Source organism: Phenylobacterium sp. (assembly GCF_016124325.1).
Taxonomy (GTDB): Bacteria; Pseudomonadota; Alphaproteobacteria; order Caulobacterales; family Caulobacteraceae; genus Phenylobacterium.
Genome location: NZ_WGNY01000019.1, coordinates 34,942 through 52,707 on the forward strand (window position 1 = coordinate 34,942; position 17,766 = coordinate 52,707).

The window sequence follows — 17,766 nt, forward strand, 5'->3', positions numbered from 1 at the left end:
GCCGCGCCGCTGCGACCACCTTCCGCGCGGATCAGACGGCCGGGCGGTCGCGGGCCCCCGGTTCGTCCGGCGGGCTCGAGGAAAGTCCGGGCTCCACGACGACATGGCGGTGGGTAACGCCCACCGGGGGTGACCCCAGGGATAGCGCCACAGAGAGCAGACCGCCCCGGATCCGTCCGGGGTAAGGGTGAAAGGGTGCGGTAAGAGCGCACCGGGCCGCTGGTGACAGGGGTCGCATGGCAAGCCCCGCCAGGAGCAAGACCGAATAGGGATCCCGCGCCGGCCAAGTCCTTCCAAGGATACTGGCGGGTAGGGCCGTCGCCGGCCCGAGGGCTCCGGGTAGGTCGCGAGAACCGGCCGGCAACGGTCGGTCCAGAGGAATGACCGCCGCGTCTCCTTCGGGAGGCGGCACAGAACCCGGCTTACAGGCCGTCTGATCTCCCCATCCCGGAACCGCCGTAACTGTAGCGCCGGCCGCGTTAACCATTAGTTCTGAGTATGTTCTGTGGATAACGACTTGCCACCCTAGAGGTGTGACGAAATCTCCCAAGTTTTTCCCAGCCAAGGTCATTAAGTGTCATTGAAACCCACCTAGTCCCATGTTAACCCAATTTCCATTCGTCGCCCGAAGCAGCGGGTCGGGGCGCTGGCAGGCGGGGGCGGCGATACAGGGGGTTCGGGCCGAGGATGTTCCTCTCGACCTTTGAGAAGCAGCTGGACGCGAAGCGGCGCATCGTCGTGCCGCAGGACTACCGCGCCGCGCTCTCGGGCCCCGTCGACGGTGTCTTCGTCTTTCCCTCCATCCGATCCGACTGCATCGAGGGCGGCGGCCAGGCGCTGTTCGACCGCTATGGCGCCATGGCCGATGAGCTGGAGTTCGGCGACGAGCTGCGCGACTCCATCGAGCGCAACGTCTTCGGCGAGATGCAGAAGCTGTCGTTCGACACCGCCGGCCGCATCACCCTGCCGGAGAATCTCTGCGAGCTTTACGGCCTGACCGACTGGGTGGCGGTGGTCGGCCTGCGCGACCGTTTCGAGATCTGGGAGCGCGACGCCTACCGGGCCCAGCGCGCCGCCGACCGCGAGCGCGCCCGCCAGGGCCTGGCCGAGATGCGCGCCCAGCAGCGGGCCGCCCGCCTCGGAGGCCGGGCATGAACGCGCCGGCGAATCCGCATATCTCAGTCCTACTCGACGAGGTGATCGAGAACCTGGCCTGCGGGCCGGGCGATCTGGTCATCGATGGCACTTTCGGCGCGGGAGGCTACTCCCGCGCGATCCTGGCGACGGGTGCGAAGGTCGTGGCGTTCGACCGCGACCCTACGGTCCGTCGCTTCGCCGCGGGATTTCCGGTCGACCGCTTCCGCCTTGTGGAAGCGCGATTCTCGGAAATGGACGCGGTCCTTGGCGAGGGCTGCGCCGACGGCGTAGCCCTCGACCTGGGAGTCTCCTCCATGCAGATCGACGAAGCCGAACGCGGCTTCTCGTTCATGCAGGACGGCCCGCTCGACATGCGCATGGGCGGGGACGGGCCGACGGCGGCCGATCTCGTGAACACCGCCGATCAGGACGAGCTGGCGCGGATCATCTTCGTCTACGGCGAGGAGCGGGAGAGCCGCCGGATCGCCCGCGCCATCGTGCGCCGCCGGGCCGAGCAACCCTTCACCCGCACGCTGGAGCTCGCCGAGTTCGTCGAGCAGGCGCTGGGCGGGCGGCGCGGCGCCAAGATCCACCCCGCCACGCGCACGTTCCAAGGCCTCAGGATCGCGGTGAACGACGAGCTGGGCGAGCTGGAGGCCGGCCTCGTGGCCGCCGAGCGCACGCTGAAGGCGGGCGGCCGCCTGTGCGTCGTGACCTTCCATTCGCTGGAAGACCGGATCGTGAAGAGCTTCCTGGCCGTCCGCGCGGGGCGCACGCCGGCCGGATCGCGCCACGCCCCGCCGGTCGAGGCCGTCGCCCCGCCGAGCTTCCGCCTGCTGTTCAACGGCGCCCAGGGCCCGTCCGAGGCCGAGGTGAAGGCCAACCCCCGCGCCCGGTCGGCGAAGCTGCGCGCGGCCGTGCGCACCGAAGCCGCAGCGTGGAAGGCGGCGGCATGAGCGTGCTGTCGCGCAAGGTGCGGGGCTTCCGCCTGGTGGACCTGATCGGCGTCGGCCTGCTGGTGGCGATCATCGTGGGCGTCTACCTGGCCAAGACCGTCGCCGGGCGCGAGCGCGCCGAGATCGCCACGGTCGAGCGCCAGATCCACGGCGAGCAGGCGCGCATCCGCCTGCTGCAGGCCGAGGTGGCCCACCTGGAGCAGCCCGGCCGCATCGAGCGCCTGTCGACCGTCTACCTGAACATGGCCCCGGTGCCGGCCAGCCGCGAGGCCACGGTGGACGAGCTGCCCCGGCTCGCGACGGGTGGTCCCGCGCCCAAGTCCAAGGCGCCGTCGGCGGTGGCGGCCCTGGTCAACGGCGAAGGCGTGGTTCCCGGCGTGCCGCCGGCGCCGCCGTCCGAGGCCGCGCCCGTCCAGCTTGCCGAGGCCCGGCCATGAGCCTCGGGCAACATGCGTTCGGCCGTTCCAGCCTGCCCCGATGGCTGGGAGAGCGGGTCTGGGGCCTGGAGCACGCCTTCGAACGCGCCCGGGCCTCGGGCAAGGTCGAGGACGACACCCGCCTGCGGATCTTCTTCGTGCTGGTGCTGTTCGCCCTGGGCTTCCTCAGCCTGGCCGCCGGCGCGACCCGCTCGGCGCTGTTCTCGGACGCGCGCGCGGTCGGCATGGCGCCGCCCCAGGGCGCGGCGCGCGCCGACCTCGTCGACCGCAACGGCCGGCTGCTGGCCGCCGACCTGCTGCACTACGGGCTCTACATCGACCCGCGCGAGATCTGGGACACGGGCGAGACCCGGCGGCGCCTGCTGGCCGCGCTGCCGGCGCTGGATCCCGAGCGGCTGGAGCGGGCCCTGCGCGGGCATCGCCGCGTATTCGTGATCGGCGCCCTGACGCCGGACGAGCGCAACGGCGTCAACGGGCTGGGCCTGCCCGGCGTGACCTTCGAGCCCGAGAAGCGCCGGATCTACCCGCTGGGCCCGACCGCGGCGCACCTGATCGGCTTCTCCGACACCGGCGGCGAAGGCCTGGCCGGCGTCGAGGCCGCGTTCAACGACGATATCCGCGAGGCGGCCCAGGGCCCGGACCCGGTCCCGCTCTCGATCGACCTGCGCATCCAGGGCGCGCTCGAGGACGAGCTGTGGAAGGCGGTGGCCGAGTTCCGGCCGAAGGGCGCCGTGGGGGTCGTGGCCGACGTCCACACCGGCGAGATCCTGGGCATGACCAGTTGGCCGACGTTCAACCCGAACGAAGCCGGCCGGGCGAGCAACGAACAGCGCTTGGACCGGGCGGCGGCCTCGGTGTTCGAGATGGGCTCGACGTTCAAGGCCTTCACAGTGGCCATCGGGCTCGACACGGGCGTCGCCACGCCCGAGAGCACCTTCGACGCCACCACGCCGCTGAAGCTGGGCTATCGGACGATCACCGACTACCACGCCACGCATGCGGTGCTGAACCTGGTGGAGGTGTTCCAGCACTCGTCCAACATCGGCACCGCGCGCCTGGCCGAGCGGGTCGGGCCCGAACGCATGGGCCAGTACTTCGACCGCCTGGGCCTCACCAGCCCGGCAAAGATCGAACTGATCGAGAGCGCCCGGCCGCTGACGCCGCGCAAGTGGGACGAGGACGCCATCGCCTCGGTGTCGTTCGGCCACGGGATCAACGTGACGCCGCTGGCGCTGACGCGGGCCTATCTGTCGCTGCTGAACGGCGGCGAACTCCTGCCGCTCACCGTCCACAAGCTGCCGGCGGGGGCCAAGGTCAAAGGTCCGCGCGTGGTTTCCGAGAAGACCTCGCTGCAGATGCTTTCGATCATGCGCGCCAACGTCACGGGCGGCAGCGGCAGGTCGGCCAACATCGAAGGGCTCTACGTCGGCGGCAAGACCGGGACCGGCGACAAGTGGGACCCGGCCGCCCGGCGCTACTCGACGACCAAGCAGGTCTCCTCCTTCGCCGCCGTCTTCCCGACCACGGGCGACCTGAACACGCGGCGCTATTTCGTGCTGGTGCTCATGGACGAGCCGGGGCGCGGCCATCTGGGCGTCGACCCGACCGGCGGCATCGCCGCGGCGCCGGCGGTGGGCCGGGTGATCGAGCGCATCGCGCCGTTCGTCGGCGTGCGCCGCCAGCCCGCGGGCGTGGCGCAGGTCGTTCCCGTCGAGCAGCCGCCCGAAGACGAAGCCGCCGCGGGCGCAGACCGATGAGCGCGCGCCTCTCCCGCATCGTGAAGCGCGACGTCGGCGCCGATCCCGAGATCACCGGCGTCACCGCGGACAGCCGTAAGGTGAAGCCGGGCTTCCTGTTCGCGGCGCTGCCCGGCTCGAAGGCGGATGGCGCGGCCTTCGCGGCCAAGGCGGTGGAGGCCGGGGCCGCCGCCGTCATCGCCGAGCAGGACCTGAACCTCTCGGTTCCCACGGTGATCTGCCGCGATCCGCGCCGGGGCTACGCGCTCGCCGCCGCCAACTTCTGGGGCCGCCAGCCGCAGACCTGCGTGGCGGTCACCGGCACCAACGGCAAGACGTCGGTGGCCAATTTCTGCCGACAGATATTCGCCCGCGCCGGCCAGGTTTCGGCCAGCATGGGCACACTGGGTCTGACCGTCTCGCGGCCGGACGGTACGGTGGAGCAGCTCACGCCGCCTGGCCTGACCACACCCGACGCAGGTGATGTGGCTGAGCTGCTCTGCCGGATCTCCCAGCTCGGCGTGACGCATTTCGCCATGGAGGCCAGCTCCCACGGCATCGACCAGCGGCGCCTCGACGGCGTGCGGCTGGCGGCGGCCGGGTTCCTGAACCTGACCCAGGACCACCTCGACTACCACCGCACCATGGACGCCTATCTGAAGGCCAAGCTGCGCCTGTTCGAGCAACTCATGCCGCGGGGCGCGACGGCGGTGCTGAACGCCGATTCCGAGGCCTTCCCGTTCTTCGCGGCCGCCTCGGTGGTTTCGGGCCAGCGGGTGATGAGCGTCGGCGAGACGGGCCAGGCGCTGAAGCTGCTGGAGCGGGCGCCGACGCCCGAGGGCCAGCGCCTGTCGATCCGCGCCGAGGGCCGCGTGTGGGACGTGCGCCTGCCGCTGGTCGGCGCGTTCCAGGCCTCCAACGCGCTGGTGGCGGCGGGGCTTTGCCGGGCCGCGGGACTGAGTTTCGAGGAGACCTTCGCCGGCCTGGAGCAGTTGACCGGCGCGCCCGGAAGGCTGCAACGGGTCGGCGCGGGGTCGCATGGCGGCGAGGCCTATGTGGACTACGCCCACACGCCGGACGGGCTGGAGACGGTGCTCAAGGCGCTGCGCCCGCATGTCCGCGGCAAGCTGATCGTGGTGTTCGGCGCCGGCGGCGACCGCGACCGCGGCAAGCGCCCGCTGATGGGCCGGGTGGCCGCCGAGCTGGCCGACGTGGCCATCGTCACCGACGACAACCCGCGCTCGGAGGCGCCGGCGGCGATCCGCGCGGACGTGCTGGCCGGGGCGGCGGGCGCGAAGGAGGTCGGCGACCGCCGCGAGGCGATCCGCGCCGCCGCCGCCATGCTCAAGGACGGCGACATCCTGGTGGTGGCCGGCAAGGGCCACGAGCAGGGCCAGATCGTGGGCGACGTGGTCCACCCGTTCGACGACGTCGCCGAGACCGCCCAGGCGCTGGAGCTGGTGCATGGCTGACCCGCTCTGGACGTCCGAGGAGATGGCGAAGGCGACGGGCGGGACGGTTGGCGGGGCCTTCTCCGCGACCGGGGTCTCGATCGACACGCGCACGCTGGAGCCGGGAGACCTGTTCGTGGCGCTGGCGGGCGTGCGCGACGGCCACGAGTTCGTCGAGGCGGCCATGGCCAGGGGCGCGGCCGGCGCGCTGGTCTCCCGCGCGGTCCCGGGGCCTTCGGTGAGGGTGGCCGACACCCAGATCGCGTTGGAGCAGCTCGGGATCGCCGCGCGCGATCGGGCGCCGCAGGCCATGCGCGGCGCGGTGACCGGCTCGGTCGGCAAGACCAGCGTCACCCAGGCGATCATGGCGGGGCTCGCGCTGGCCGGCCGGGCGCACGCGTCGGTCAAGTCCTACAACAACCACATCGGCGTGCCGCTCACCCTGGCGCGCATGCCGCGCGACACCGAGCGCGCGGTGTTCGAGATCGGCATGAACCACGCCGACGAGATCCGGCCGCTGACCCGCATGGTCCGCCCGCACGCCGCGGTCGTCACCACCGTGGGCCCGGTGCACACCGAGAACTTCCCGGACGGCGAGGCCGGGGTGGCGCGGGCCAAGGCCGAGGTCCTCGAGGGCCTGGAGCCGGGCGGGGTGGCCGTGCTCAACGCCGACAACCGCTGGTTCGACCTGCTGCGGGACGCCGCGGAGAAGGCGGGGGCGGTGGTCCGCACCTTCGGGTCGACGGACGGCTGCGACGCCCGCCTCATCGACTTCCAGGCCGCCGACGGCCGCGCGGTGGTGCAGGCGCGGCTGCATGGCAAGGCATTGGACTTCCCCATCCTGCAGACGGGCCTCCACTGGGGCCTGAACAGCATGGCCGTGCTGCTGATGCTGGAGGCGCTGGACGTCGGCCTTTCCGACGGGCTGGCGGCCCTCGGCGCGTTCGAGCCCCTGGCCGGGCGCGGCGCGGAGTCTGTCGTTCCCGTCGCCGGCGGGGCGTTCACGCTGATCGACGAGAGCTACAACGCCAACCCGGTCTCCATGGCCTCGGCGATCGCCACGCTGGGCGCGCGCCGGGTCGCGGGGCGGCGCCTCGTGGCGCTGACCGACATGCTGGAACTGGGGCCCGAGGCTCCGGCGTTTCACGCCGGACTGGCCGCCTCCATCGAGGCTGCGTCGATCGACCTCGCCTTCTGCGCGGGACCCCTGATGAAATCGCTCTGGGACGCCCTTCCGCCGACTCGCCGCGGCGGCTACGCCGAAACGGCGGCGGAGCTCGCGCCGCAGGTCGCACGGTCCGTCGAGGCCGGCGACGTGGTGATGGTCAAGGGGTCGAACGGGTCGAAGGCCGGGGCGGTGGCCCAGGCGCTGGCCGCGCTCGCCTCGTCCGCGGAGGGCCTCGAAGGCGCGCGCTGATGTTCTACTGGCTCTACATCACCTTCGCCTCGTCCGGCTATGTGCCGATCCTGAACCTGTTGAAGTACCAGACGGTGCGGACCGGGCTGGCGATCATCACGGCGCAGTTCGTGGTCGTGGCCATGGGCTCGCGCTTCATCCGCTGGATGAAGGCCAAGCAGGGCAAGGGCCAGCCGATCCGCGCCGAGGGGATCGAGCGGCACGTCCTGGAGAAGGCCGGCACGCCCACCATGGGCGGCGTGATGATCCTGGCCGGCCTGTTCGCAGGCACGCTGCTGTGGGCCGACCTGTCGAACGTCTATGTCTGGGCCGTGTTGCTGGTCACCGCGGGCTACGGCCTGCTGGGATTCCTGGACGACTACGCCAAGGTCACAAAGCAGAGCACCGCGGGCGTCTCGGGCCGGATGCGGCTGGTCATGGAGACCCTGATCGCCATGGCGGCGATCGCCCTGATCATCCTCTTCGCCGCCAAGCCGCCGGAGAGCCCTGAGCTCCTCACCTCGGTGACCTTCCCCGTGTTCAAGGCGGTGGTCGTGGACCTGTCGTGGGGCTACCTCCTGTTCGGCGCCTTCATCATCGTGGGCGCGGCCAATGCGGTGAACTTCACCGACGGCCTCGACGGCCTGGCGACCGTGCCGGTGATGATCGCGGCCATCGTCTACGGCGTGATCGCCTACCTGGTCGGCAACTACGTCTTCGCAAACTACCTGCAACTCCACTTCGTGCCCGGCGTGGGCGAGGTGGCGGTCTACACGGGGGCGATGATCGGCGCCGGCCTGGGCTTCCTCTGGTACAACGCCCCGCCGGCCAAGATCTTCATGGGCGACACCGGCGCGCTGGCGCTGGGCGGCGGGCTGGGCGCCGTGGCCGTCTCCACGCGGCACGAGATCGTGCTGGGCATCGTGGGCGGCCTGTTCGTGGCCGAGCTGCTGTCGGTCGTGATCCAGGTGGCGTGGTTCAAGCGCACGGGCCGCCGCATCTTCCTGATGGCCCCGATCCACCACCACTTCGAGAAGCTGGGCTGGTCGGAATCGACCGTCGTGATCCGCTTCTGGATCGTCTCGATCATGCTGGCCCTCCTGGGCCTCGCCACCCTGAAGCTGCGCTAGGAGGCCCGTGAGTCCCGCGTCATGAACCCGGTTCGCGGCTTTGAGGGCAGGACGGTGGCCGTCTTCGGCCTGGCCCGCACGGGCCTGGCGGCGGCGCGCGCGCTCCAGGCCGGCAAGGCCAAGGTGGCGCTCTGGGACGACAAGCCGGCCGCGCGCGAGGCGGCCAAGGCGGAAGGCTTCAAGCTCACCGACCTGACCACCGCCGACTGGTCGGACTTCGCCGCGATCATGCTGTCGCCCGGCGTGCCGCTCACCCATCCCAAGCCCCACTGGACGGTCGAGAAGGCGAAAGCCGAAGGCGTCGAGATCCTGGGCGACATCGAGCTGTTCGCCCGCACGGTGAACGCCGCGCCCGAGCACAAGCGGCCCAAGGTGGTCGCCATCACCGGCACCAACGGCAAGTCCACCACCACCGCCCTCATCGGCCACATCTGCGCCGAGGCCGGACGCGACGTGCGGATCGGCGGCAATATCGGCCTGGGCGTGCTGGGCCTCGACGACATGCACGGCGGCGCGGTCTACGTGCTGGAGCTGTCGTCCTACCAGCTCGACCTGACGGCCAGCCTGAAGGCCGACGTCAGCGTTCTCCTGAACATCTCGCCCGACCACTTGGAACGGCACGGCGACATGGAGGGTTATGTCGCCGCCAAACGGCGCATCCTGCTCAATCAGGGGAAGGGCGACACGGCGGTCATCGGCGTGGACGACGCATGGGGGCAGCAGATCTGCACCGAGATCATGGCGGCGAACCGGCGGACGGTCGTTCCGGTCTCGGCCAGCAAGGCGATCGGCCGCGGCGTCTACGCCCTGGACGGCCTGCTCTACGACGCCACCGGCGAACGGGCGGCCGAGGTCTGCGACCTGAAGCGGGCGCGTTCGTTGCCCGGCCGGCACAACTGGCAGAACGGCGCGGCCGCCTACGCCGCGGCCCGCGGCCTGGGGATCGCGCCCGAGCAGGCGGCCCGGGCGCTGCTGACCTTCCCGGGCCTGGCGCACCGGATGGAGACCGTCGGCGTGATCGGCAAGGTCCGCTTCGTCAACGACTCCAAGGCCACCAACGCCGACGCCGCGCGCCAGGCGCTGTCCAGCTATCCCAAGGTCTACTGGATCGCGGGCGGCCAGCCGAAGACCGGCGGCATCGAGGACCTCGACGACCTCTTCCCGCGCGTGATCCGCGCCTACCTCGTCGGCGAGGCCGAAGCGGCCTTCGCCGCGACCCTGAAGGGCAAGGCCGACGTCCGCCGGTGCGGCACGATCGCCGCGGCCGCGGCGGCGGCTTTCAAGGACGCCAGGGCGGCGGGGGGTGAAGCCGTCGTGCTGCTCTCGCCGGCCTGCGCCTCGTTCGACCAGTTCGCCGATTTCGAACAACGGGGCGAGGCCTTCCGCGCCGCCGTCCAGGCCATCGCCGCCGGACAAGCGGCAAAGGGGACCGCATGACGACCGTCTCCCAGGCTCACGCCTTCCCGCGCTCCGACCGCTCGCCGCTGGGCGTGTGGTGGTGGACCGTCGACCGCTGGATCCTCGGCGTGGTGGCGCTGCTCATCGGGATCGGGGTGGTGATGTCGTTCGCCGCCAGCCCGGCGGCGGCCGCGCGGATGAACATCGGCGACCCGTTCCACTTCGCCGTGCGCCAGTGCGTGTTCGCCGTCGGCGCGTCGGTGATCGTGGTGATGACCTCGATGCTCGACGTGAAGGGCGCCCGGCGCGCGGCCTTCATCATCTGGATCATCGCCATCGCGGTGATGGCGGCGCTGCCGGCCATCGGCCACACGGCCAAGGGCGCCAACCGCTGGATCGAGTTCGGCGGCTTCACCTTCCAGCCGTCGGAATACATGAAGCCGGCCCTGGTGATCCTGGTGGCCTGGATGTTCGCCGAGGGACAGAAGGGCGAGGGCGTGCCCGGCGTGTCCATCGCCTTCGGGCTGTACGCGATCTCGGTGGCCCTGCTGCTCATCCAGCCCGACGTCGGCCAGACGGTGCTGATCACCGTGGCCTTCGGCGCGGCGTTCTGGATGGCGGGCGTGCCGATGTCGTGGGTGATGCTGCTGGGGGCGACGGCGATCGCGGGGCTGTCGTCGACCTACTTCCTGTTCCCTCACGTGGCCAGCCGGGTCGACCGCTTCTTCTCGCCCGACAAGGCCGACACCCACCAGGTCGACGCCGCCGCGGTGGCCCAGGCCGCCGGTGGGCTGTTCGGCCGCGGGCCGGGGGAGGGGGTGATGAAGCGCCACGTGCCCGACCTGCACACCGACTTCATCTATTCGGTCGGCGCCGAGGAGTACGGGCTGATCTTCTCGCTGCTGCTGATCTCGCTGTTCGCGTTCGTGGTGATCCGCGGCCTCTACCGCTCGATGAAGCTGTCGGACCCGTTCGAGCAGGTGGCGGCGGCGGCGCTGTTCGTGCTGGTCGGCCAGCAGGTGATCATCAACGTGGCGGTGAATCTCAACATGATCCCGACCAAGGGAATGACCCTGCCGTTCATCTCGTACGGCGGCTCGTCCATGCTGGCCATGGGGCTGACGCTCGGGCTGGCGCTCGCCTTCACCCGCCGCCGACCGGGCGCCTACGCGCCCAAGGAAGGCCTCGCCAAGGCCGGCGCGTTCACCTAGGGCACGAGGCTATCATGCGTAAGGTCGCCGTCGTCGCCGCCGGGGGAACCGGCGGACATCTGTTTCCCGCACAGGCCTTGTCGGAGGTGCTGATCGGCCGCGGCTGGACCGTGGTGCTGGCGTCCGACGAACGCGTGGCGGGCCTCGCCCAGGACTTCCCGGCCGAACGTCGGATCGGGCTGTCGGCGGCCACCTTCCGGCGCGGCGACCCCATCGGCATGGCGCGGGCGGGCTTCGCCGTGCTGCGGGGCACGCTGCAGGCGCGCGCCGCGTTCCGCGAGATCAAGCCGCAGGTGGTGGTGGGCTTCGGCGGCTATCCCTCGGCGCCCGCCCTGCTGGCCGCGATCCTCGATCGCCGGCCCACGGTGATCCACGAGCAGAACGCGGTGATGGGCCGGGCCAACCGCATGCTGGCCAGCCACGTGAAGACGGTCGCCTGCGCCTTCCCGACGCTGATGAAGGCCCCGGCCAAGGTGGCCTCGCGCGCCGTGGTGGTGGGCAATCCCGTGCGCCCGCCCGTGCGGGCGCTGGCCGACATCCCCTACATCCCGCCCGAGCCCAATGGCCCGGTCCGCGTGCTGGTGACCGGCGGCAGCCAGGGCGCGCGGCTGCTGTCCGAACTGGTGCCCGAGGCCGTGAAGGCCCTGCCGGAGGATCTGCGCCGCCGGCTGGTGATCAAGCAGCAGACCCGCGCCGAGTCGATGAACACGGCGCGGCGCGCCTATCGCGACGCCTTGGTGGACGCTGAGATCGCGCCCTTCTTCCGCGACATCGCCAGCCGCCTGCGCGACGCCCATCTGGTGATCGGCCGGGCCGGCGCGGGCTCGGTCTGCGAGTTCGCCGTGGCGGGAAAGCCCGCGATCCTGGTGCCGCTGGCCATCGCGCTCGACGACGACCAGGGCCAGAACGCGCGGCTGCTGGCCGAGGCGGGCGGCGCCGAGATCGCGCGGGAGCACCAGCTGACCGTCGAGTCCCTGGCGGGCGCGCTCACCAAGCTGCTGAACAATCCGGCGCGGCTGGCGCGCATGGCCGCGGCCGCGCGCGCGGTCGCCATCCCCGACGCCGCCGAGCGCCTGGCCGACGTCGTCGAGGAGACGGCGCGGACGAGCGTCCAGGCCCGCTGAACCGCGCCAGTTCCCGAGCGTCGCGCGATGCGCTAGCACGTGACAATGACGCGACGACCCGTCCCCTTCGAAATCGGCCCCATGCACTTCATCGGCATCGGGGGCATCGGCATGAGCGGCATCGCCGAGATCATGATGAAGACCGGCTACACGGTGCAGGGCTCGGACGCCAAGGCCAGCGCCAACACCGAGCGGCTGGAGAAGCTGGGCGCGAAGATCTTCATCGGCCACGACGCGGCCCACGTGGAGAGCGCTTACGCCGTCGTCTATTCGACCGCCGTCAAGCCGGACAACCCCGAGATGGTCGCCGCGCGCGAACGCCGCCTGCCGCTGGTGCGGCGCGCGGAGATGCTGGCCGAGCTGATGCGGCTGCAGTTCTCGGTCGCCGTAGGGGGCACCCACGGCAAGACCACCACGACGTCGATGATCGCCTCGCTGCTGGACGCCGGCGGCCTGGCCCCCACGGTGGTCAACGGCGGCATCATCAACGCCTACGGCACCAACGCGAAGGTGGGGACCGGCGACTGGATCGTGGTCGAGGCCGACGAGAGCGACGGCACCTTCCTGAAGCTGAAGTCCACCTGCGCGGTGGTCACCAACATCGACCCCGAGCACCTCGACCACTACGGCGAGTTCGAGGCGGTGAAGAAGGCCTTCCGCGACTTCGTGGAGAACATCCCCTTCTATGGTTTCGCGGCGGTCTGCACCGACCATGCCGAGGTCCAGGCGATGGCGGCGCGGGTCGAGAACCGCCGGCTCGTCACCTACGGCGTCAATCCGCAGGCCGAGGTGCGCGCCGAGGACATCCGCATGGGCCCCGACGGCGCCCGCTTCGACGTGGTGATCCGACCTCGCGAGGGCGATCCCCTGCGGTTCGGCGACCTGCATCTGCCGATGGCCGGCCACCACAATGTGCTGAACGCGCTGGCGGCCGTCGCCGTAGCGCGCGAGCTGGGGCTGGACGAGGCGGCGATCCGCAAGGGCCTGGCCGGCTTCGAGGGCGTGAAGCGCCGCTTCACCACCACGGGCGTTTCGGGCGGCGTGCGGGTGATCGACGACTACGGCCACCATCCCGTCGAGATCGCCTCGGTGCTGAAGGCCGCCCGCGCGGTGACCGGCGGCAAGGTGATCGCCGTGGTCCAGCCGCACCGCTACACGCGCCTGCGCGACCTGTTCGACGAGTTCTGCCACTGCTTCAACGACGCCGACGTGGTGGTGGTGGCCGACGTCTACGCCGCCGGCGAGGCGCCGCTAGACGGCATCGACCGCGATCATCTCGTCTCGGCCTTGCGCCGCTACGGCCACCGCCGGGTGCTGCCGCTGGAGGCGCCGGCCGCCCTGGCCGCCCTGGTGCGCGAGGAGGCGGAGGCCGGCGACCTCGTGGTGCTGCTGGGCGCCGGCGACATCACCAGCTGGGCCTATGCGCTTCCCGGCGAGCTGGACGCCCTGGCCGCGGCGGCGGAATGAGCCTGGCCGCGCGCGACTGGCGAGACGCCCTGCCGTCCGTCCGGGGCAAGCTGCTGCGCGACGAACCGCTGGGCCCGTTCACCTGGTTCCGTGTGGGCGGGGCGGCCGAGCTTCTGTTCCTGCCGGCCGACGCGGACGATCTGCGCGATTTCCTGAAGGCGCTGCCGGCCGATGTACCGGTGACGGTTCTCGGCGTGGGCTCGAACGTCATCATCCGCGACGGTGGCGTGCAGGGCGCGGTGATCCGGCTGGCGGGCCGCGCCTTCGCCGCCGTCTCGGCCGAGGGCCTTCGGATCACGGCGGGTGCGGCGGCGCTCGACGCGGCCGTGGCGCGGGCGGCGGCCAAGGCGGGGATCGCGGGCCTGGAATTCTACGCCGGCATCCCGGGCACGATCGGTGGCGCGCTGACCATGAACGCCGGGTGCTACGGATCGGAAACCAAGGACGTGCTTGTCTCGGCGTGGGGCTACGACCGCTCCGGAGCGCGCAGGGAGCTCGCCTTGGCGGACTTCGGCTACTCGTATCGTCATTCCGAGGCGCCCGGCGACATCGTCTGGGTGGAGGCGGTGTTCGAGGGGCGGCCGGACGAGCCCGCCGCCGTGCAGGCCCGCATCGACGAGATCACCGCTCGGCGCGAGCAGACCCAGCCGATCCGCGAGAAGACCGGCGGTTCCACCTTCAAGAACCCGCCCGGCCATTCATCGTGGAAACTCGTGGACGAGGCGGGCTGGCGCGGAAAGGCGTACGGTGGAGCGATGTTCTCGCCACTGCATTCCAACTTCATGATCAACACCGGTTCCGCCACCGCCGCCGACCTGGAGGGCCTGGGCGAAGCCGTGCGCGCCGACGTGAAGGCCAGCACCGGGATCGACCTGCACTGGGAGATCAAGCGGATCGGGAGGCCGGCATGAGCCAGCCGGCCCTGATCCTGGTGCGGCACGGCCGCCCGGCCATCGACCCCGACACCCCGCCGCCGACCTGGCCGCTCTGCGAGGAGGGCCGCCAAGGGTGCGAAAAGATCATCGAGCGGGTGACGGCGCTGAAGCCCACGCGCGCGGTGGCCAGCCCCGAGCCCAAGGCGCTGCAGACGGCGCAGATCCTGGCCGCGCCGCTCGGCCTGGAGGTGGAGATCGATCCGGGCCTGCACGAGCACAAGCGCCCGCACGCCTCGTTCGGCAGCGAGCAGGAGTTCCGCGACAGCATCGCCCAGGCTTTCGCCAATCCGGCGGAGGTCTCGCCCGGCGGCGAGAGCCCGGAAGAGGCCTGCGTGCGCTTCTCGGAGGCGCTGGCCCGGCACAAGGGCGCGCCGCTGCTGGCCGTCAGCCACGGCACGGTGATGAGCCTCTATCTCGCCGAGAAGCTGGGCCTCGACGCTCACGACCTGTGGCGCAGCCTGCACATGCCCGACGTCTTCGTGCTCGACGCCGACGGGGCGCTGCTGGAACGGATTTCCTGACCCGGCGCCGGGCGCCCGACGGCTGCTGACACGACGCTGGCCGCAGGCGGGCTTGACGGGGGCCACGCCGGGGAGCACGGGCGATCCATGCGCAGATTCATCCCCCTGACCGCCGCGGCCCTGCTGGCCGCCATGCCCGCCGCCGCACAGGACCTCGCCGCCGGCGTGGCCGCCGTCCGCGACAAGGCGCTCACCGACGGGACCGCCTGGGATGTCGTGGAATCGCTGACCACCGAGGTCGGCGCCCGGCCGGTGGGCTCGCCCGCCATGGAGCGCGCCCGCGACTGGGGCGTGGCCAAGCTGAAGGAGCTGGGCTTCCAGAACGTCCACGTGGAGAGCTTCACGACGCGGGCGTGGTCGCGGGGCGCGGAGTCGGCGGAAGTGGTCGGTCCCTGGCCGCAGAAGCTGGTGATCCTGGGCCTCGGCAACTCGGCCTCGACGCCGCCGGGCGGGATCACCGCCCCGATCGCGCTCTTCAAGAGCTATCAGGAGATGCTCGACCAGCCGCCGGGCTCGCTGAAGGGCAAGATCGCCGTGGTCACCCAGCGGATGGGCCGGACGCAGGACGGCTCCAGCTACGGCGCCGTGGGCATCCAGCGCTTCATGGGCGCGGCCGAGGCGGCGCGGCGCGGGGCGGTGGGCTACCTGATCCGCTCGATCTCCACCGACGACACCCGCCTGCCGCACACGGGCGGCGGGGCCGACGCGGGGATTCCCGCCGCGGCGCTCTCCACCCCCGACGCCGAACTGCTGGAGCACATGGTCGCCCGCGGCAAGCCGGTGACCGTGCATCTCGACATGACGTCCAGCGTCAATCCGGCCGCGCCGGCCTGGAACGTGGTGGGCGAGATCCCCGGTCGCGAGAAGCCCGATGAGGTGATCGTCATCGGCGGCCACCTCGACAGCTGGGACCCGGGTACGGGCGCCATCGACGACGGCTCGGGCGTGGCCATCATGACCGCCGCGGCCAAGCTGGCGGGCCAGGCGGGGCCGCCGCGGCGCACCATCCGGGTGGTGATGTGGGGTTCGGAGGAGCAGGGCGGCTCCAGCCGCGCCTACGCCGCCGCCCACAAGGACGAGGCCGGCAAGATCGTGGTGGCGGGCGAGAGCGATTCCGGGCCCTGGCGCATCTGGAGCGTGAGCCTGCCCAAGCCCGGCGCGAACCATCCGGCGATGAAGGCGTTCCGCGCCTCGCTGCCGCCCCTCGAGACGGCCGTGAGCCCGGCGCCGCCCCGCTTCGGCGGGTCCGACATCGAAGGCCTGATGGCGATGGGCGTGCCCGTCGTGGACTTCAACACCGACGCCAGCCGCTACTTCGATCTGCACCACTCGGCCGACGACACCCTGGACAAGATCGACCCCGCGCAGCTGGCCCAGAATGTCGCGGTGTGGGCGGGCTTCGTCTATGCGGTGGCCAATTCCGACGTCGATTTCCGCGCGGCGGCGCCGAAATAGCGGCCGTCGCGGCCGGTCGGGATGCTGCGGCGTCGGCGCATCTGCCGCTTGATCGCGATCAAGGCTAGAGTGCCCACGATTCCCGAGTGATGTCCGATGCCTGACGGAACGGCGACTTCGCACCTCTACCGGCCCAAGCTCGCCACTTCGCTGGCGGAAGGCTATGGGCTCGGCGACCTGCGCGCCGACGCCATGGCCGGCATGACCGTGGCGATCCTGGCGCTTCCCCTCTCCATGGCCATCGCGGTGGCCTCGGGGGTCTCGCCGGACCGCGGGCTCTATACGGCGATCATCGGCGGCTTCCTGGTCTCGGCGCTGGGCGGCAGCCGCTTCCAGATCGGCGGTCCCGCGGGCGCGTTCATCGTGCTGGTCTCGGCCACGGCCGCGAAGTACGGCGTCACGGGGCTGGCCCTGGCCGTGATGCTCTCGGGGCTGATGCTGGCGCTGGTGGGCGCCCTGCGGCTGGGCCGGTTCATCCGCTACATCCCCCATCCGGTGACCGTGGGCTTCACGGCCGGCATCGCCGTGACGATCCTGGCCAGCCAGCTCAAGGACCTGGGCGGCCTGAAGCTGTCCGGCGCCGAACCGGGGCCCGTGATCCCCAAGCTGATCGCGCTCGCCGCAGCCGTCCCCACGTTCAGTCCGGCGGCCCTGGCGCTGGGCGTGGGCGTCGCGGCGTTCATCCTGATCCTTCGCCGGCTGAAGCCGACGTGGCCCGGCATGCTGGCGGCCGTGGCGCTGGCCACCGTGGCGGCGAGCCTGCTGCGCCTTCCCGTCGAAACGATCGGGACCCGCTTCGGCGGCATCCCCCGCGGCCTGCCCGCGCCGCATCTGCCGGCCGCCACCTGGGCCCAGGTCCAGGCGATCATGCCGGCCGCGCTGTCCTTCACCCTGCTGGGCGGGCTCGAGAGCCTGCTCTCGGCCAAGGTGGCCGACGGCATGACCGGTCGCGTCCATCGCCCGAACATGGAGCTGGTGGCCCAGGGGCTGGCCAATGTGGCCTCGTCGGTGTTCGGCGGCATCAGCGTGACGGGCACGATCGCGCGCACCGCCACCAACATCCGCGCCGGCGCGAGGAGCCCGGTGAGCGGAATGCTGCACGCCGCCTTCCTGCTGCTGTTCATGCTGATCGCCGCGCCGCTCGCCCGCTACATCCCGCTGGCCGCCCTGGCGGGCGTGCTGGTCGTGGTCGCCTGGAACATGGCCGAGAAGAAGGAGTTCGCCAGCCTGCTGGCCAACTGGCGGGCCGGCGTGGTGCTGATCGCCACCTTCGGACTGACCATCCTGCACGACCTGACCGCCGGCATCCTCGCGGGCTGCGGGCTGGCGGTCCTGTTCTGGGCCGCATCGAAACTGCGCCGGAAGTTCTCGCGCACTTGACCCCGGCTGCGCCGTCGGCCACCCGCAGGCCA

General features: G+C 71.5%; 15 protein-coding genes and 1 other RNA gene. All 16 read left to right on the forward strand.

Annotated elements, in window-relative coordinates:
* Positions 1-31 precede the first annotated feature (31 nt).
* The 16 genes from rnpB to GC203_RS11070 all read left to right on the forward strand — a co-directional run bounded on the left by rnpB (position 32) and on the right by GC203_RS11070 (position 17,734).
* Positions 32-441, forward strand: an RNA gene (rnpB, locus tag GC203_RS10995) — RNase P RNA component class A.
* A gap of 246 nt (positions 442-687) precedes the next feature.
* Positions 688-1,155 carry a division/cell wall cluster transcriptional repressor MraZ gene (locus GC203_RS11000; protein WP_293454221.1) on the forward strand — a complete coding sequence of 156 codons (468 nt, stop codon included), beginning with the start codon at positions 688-690 and terminating at the stop codon, positions 1,153-1,155.
* The gene (rsmH, locus tag GC203_RS11005; protein WP_293454223.1) at positions 1,152-2,093 is read left to right on the forward strand and encodes a 16S rRNA (cytosine(1402)-N(4))-methyltransferase RsmH; all 942 of its coding nucleotides are present in this window, start codon (positions 1,152-1,154) and stop codon (positions 2,091-2,093) included. Before GC203_RS11000 ends, rsmH begins: the two co-directional genes overlap by 4 nt.
* Positions 2,090-2,530 (forward strand): cell division protein, encoded by a 441-nt coding sequence (locus GC203_RS11010; protein ID WP_293454224.1) that lies wholly within the window; start codon positions 2,090-2,092, stop codon positions 2,528-2,530. The genes rsmH and GC203_RS11010 overlap by 4 nt, the downstream gene beginning before the upstream one ends.
* Complete coding sequence (locus GC203_RS11015) at positions 2,527-4,287, forward strand: penicillin-binding protein 2 (protein ID WP_293454225.1); 1,761 nt, start codon at positions 2,527-2,529, stop codon at positions 4,285-4,287. The genes GC203_RS11010 and GC203_RS11015 overlap by 4 nt, the downstream gene beginning before the upstream one ends.
* Entirely contained in the window at positions 4,284-5,738 is a 1,455-nt protein-coding gene (locus GC203_RS11020) for a UDP-N-acetylmuramoyl-L-alanyl-D-glutamate--2,6-diaminopimelate ligase (protein ID WP_293454226.1), read from the forward strand. Before GC203_RS11015 ends, GC203_RS11020 begins: the two co-directional genes overlap by 4 nt.
* Positions 5,731-7,134, forward strand: a complete 1,404-nt coding sequence (murF, locus tag GC203_RS11025) for a UDP-N-acetylmuramoyl-tripeptide--D-alanyl-D-alanine ligase (protein WP_293454228.1) — start codon at positions 5,731-5,733, stop codon at positions 7,132-7,134. The genes GC203_RS11020 and murF overlap by 8 nt, the downstream gene beginning before the upstream one ends.
* Complete coding sequence (mraY, locus tag GC203_RS11030; protein WP_293454230.1) at positions 7,134-8,243, forward strand: phospho-N-acetylmuramoyl-pentapeptide-transferase; 1,110 nt, start codon at positions 7,134-7,136, stop codon at positions 8,241-8,243. The genes murF and mraY overlap by 1 nt, the downstream gene beginning before the upstream one ends.
* Positions 8,244-8,264: 21 nt before the next feature.
* A complete protein-coding gene (gene murD, locus GC203_RS11035) occupies positions 8,265-9,680 on the forward strand; it encodes a UDP-N-acetylmuramoyl-L-alanine--D-glutamate ligase (protein ID WP_293454232.1) in 1,416 nt (471 codons plus the stop codon).
* A complete protein-coding gene (ftsW, locus tag GC203_RS11040; RefSeq protein ID WP_293454234.1) occupies positions 9,677-10,852 on the forward strand; it encodes a putative lipid II flippase FtsW in 1,176 nt (391 codons plus the stop codon). The genes murD and ftsW overlap by 4 nt, the downstream gene beginning before the upstream one ends.
* Positions 10,853-10,866: 14 nt before the next feature.
* Positions 10,867-11,976: an undecaprenyldiphospho-muramoylpentapeptide beta-N-acetylglucosaminyltransferase gene (murG, locus tag GC203_RS11045; protein WP_293454236.1), complete on the forward strand. Its 1,110-nt coding sequence runs from the start codon at positions 10,867-10,869 to the stop codon at positions 11,974-11,976.
* Positions 11,977-12,015: 39 nt separating this feature from the next.
* Entirely contained in the window at positions 12,016-13,443 is a 1,428-nt protein-coding gene (gene murC / locus GC203_RS11050) for a UDP-N-acetylmuramate--L-alanine ligase (protein WP_293454238.1), read from the forward strand.
* Positions 13,440-14,354, forward strand: coding sequence for a UDP-N-acetylmuramate dehydrogenase (gene murB, locus GC203_RS11055; RefSeq protein WP_293454240.1), 915 nt, complete (start codon positions 13,440-13,442; stop codon positions 14,352-14,354). Before murC ends, murB begins: the two co-directional genes overlap by 4 nt.
* Positions 14,351-14,899 (forward strand): histidine phosphatase family protein, encoded by a 549-nt coding sequence (locus GC203_RS11060; protein WP_293454243.1) that lies wholly within the window; start codon positions 14,351-14,353, stop codon positions 14,897-14,899. The genes murB and GC203_RS11060 overlap by 4 nt, the downstream gene beginning before the upstream one ends.
* 87 nt (positions 14,900-14,986) lie before the next feature.
* Positions 14,987-16,354 (forward strand): M20/M25/M40 family metallo-hydrolase, encoded by a 1,368-nt coding sequence (locus GC203_RS11065; protein WP_293454245.1) that lies wholly within the window; start codon positions 14,987-14,989, stop codon positions 16,352-16,354.
* Between the two features lie 96 nt (positions 16,355-16,450).
* On the forward strand, positions 16,451-17,734 hold the full coding sequence (locus GC203_RS11070) for a SulP family inorganic anion transporter (RefSeq protein ID WP_293454248.1): 1,284 nt from the start codon (positions 16,451-16,453) through the stop codon (positions 17,732-17,734).
* Positions 17,735-17,766: the final 32 nt, after the last annotated feature.

Bases quoted from the DNA above. Each gene is read 5' to 3' on its own strand.
- GC203_RS11000 (WP_293454221.1), top strand. From the start codon at position 688: ATGTTCCTCTCGACCTTTGAGAAGCAGCTGGACGCGAAGCGGCGCATC.
- rsmH (WP_293454223.1), top strand. From the start codon at position 1,152: ATGAACGCGCCGGCGAATCCGCATATCTCAGTCCTACTCGACGAGGTG.
- GC203_RS11010 (WP_293454224.1), top strand. From the start codon at position 2,090: ATGAGCGTGCTGTCGCGCAAGGTGCGGGGCTTCCGCCTGGTGGACCTG.
- GC203_RS11015 (WP_293454225.1), top strand. From the start codon at position 2,527: ATGAGCCTCGGGCAACATGCGTTCGGCCGTTCCAGCCTGCCCCGATGG.
- GC203_RS11020 (WP_293454226.1), top strand. From the start codon at position 4,284: ATGAGCGCGCGCCTCTCCCGCATCGTGAAGCGCGACGTCGGCGCCGAT.
- murF (WP_293454228.1), top strand. From the start codon at position 5,731: ATGGCTGACCCGCTCTGGACGTCCGAGGAGATGGCGAAGGCGACGGGC.
- mraY (WP_293454230.1), top strand. From the start codon at position 7,134: ATGTTCTACTGGCTCTACATCACCTTCGCCTCGTCCGGCTATGTGCCG.
- murD (WP_293454232.1), top strand. From the start codon at position 8,265: ATGAACCCGGTTCGCGGCTTTGAGGGCAGGACGGTGGCCGTCTTCGGC.
- ftsW (WP_293454234.1), top strand. From the start codon at position 9,677: ATGACGACCGTCTCCCAGGCTCACGCCTTCCCGCGCTCCGACCGCTCG.
- murG (WP_293454236.1), top strand. From the start codon at position 10,867: ATGCGTAAGGTCGCCGTCGTCGCCGCCGGGGGAACCGGCGGACATCTG.
- murB (WP_293454240.1), top strand. From the start codon at position 13,440: ATGAGCCTGGCCGCGCGCGACTGGCGAGACGCCCTGCCGTCCGTCCGG.
- GC203_RS11060 (WP_293454243.1), top strand. From the start codon at position 14,351: ATGAGCCAGCCGGCCCTGATCCTGGTGCGGCACGGCCGCCCGGCCATC.
- GC203_RS11065 (WP_293454245.1), top strand. From the start codon at position 14,987: ATGCGCAGATTCATCCCCCTGACCGCCGCGGCCCTGCTGGCCGCCATG.
- GC203_RS11070 (WP_293454248.1), top strand. From the start codon at position 16,451: ATGCCTGACGGAACGGCGACTTCGCACCTCTACCGGCCCAAGCTCGCC.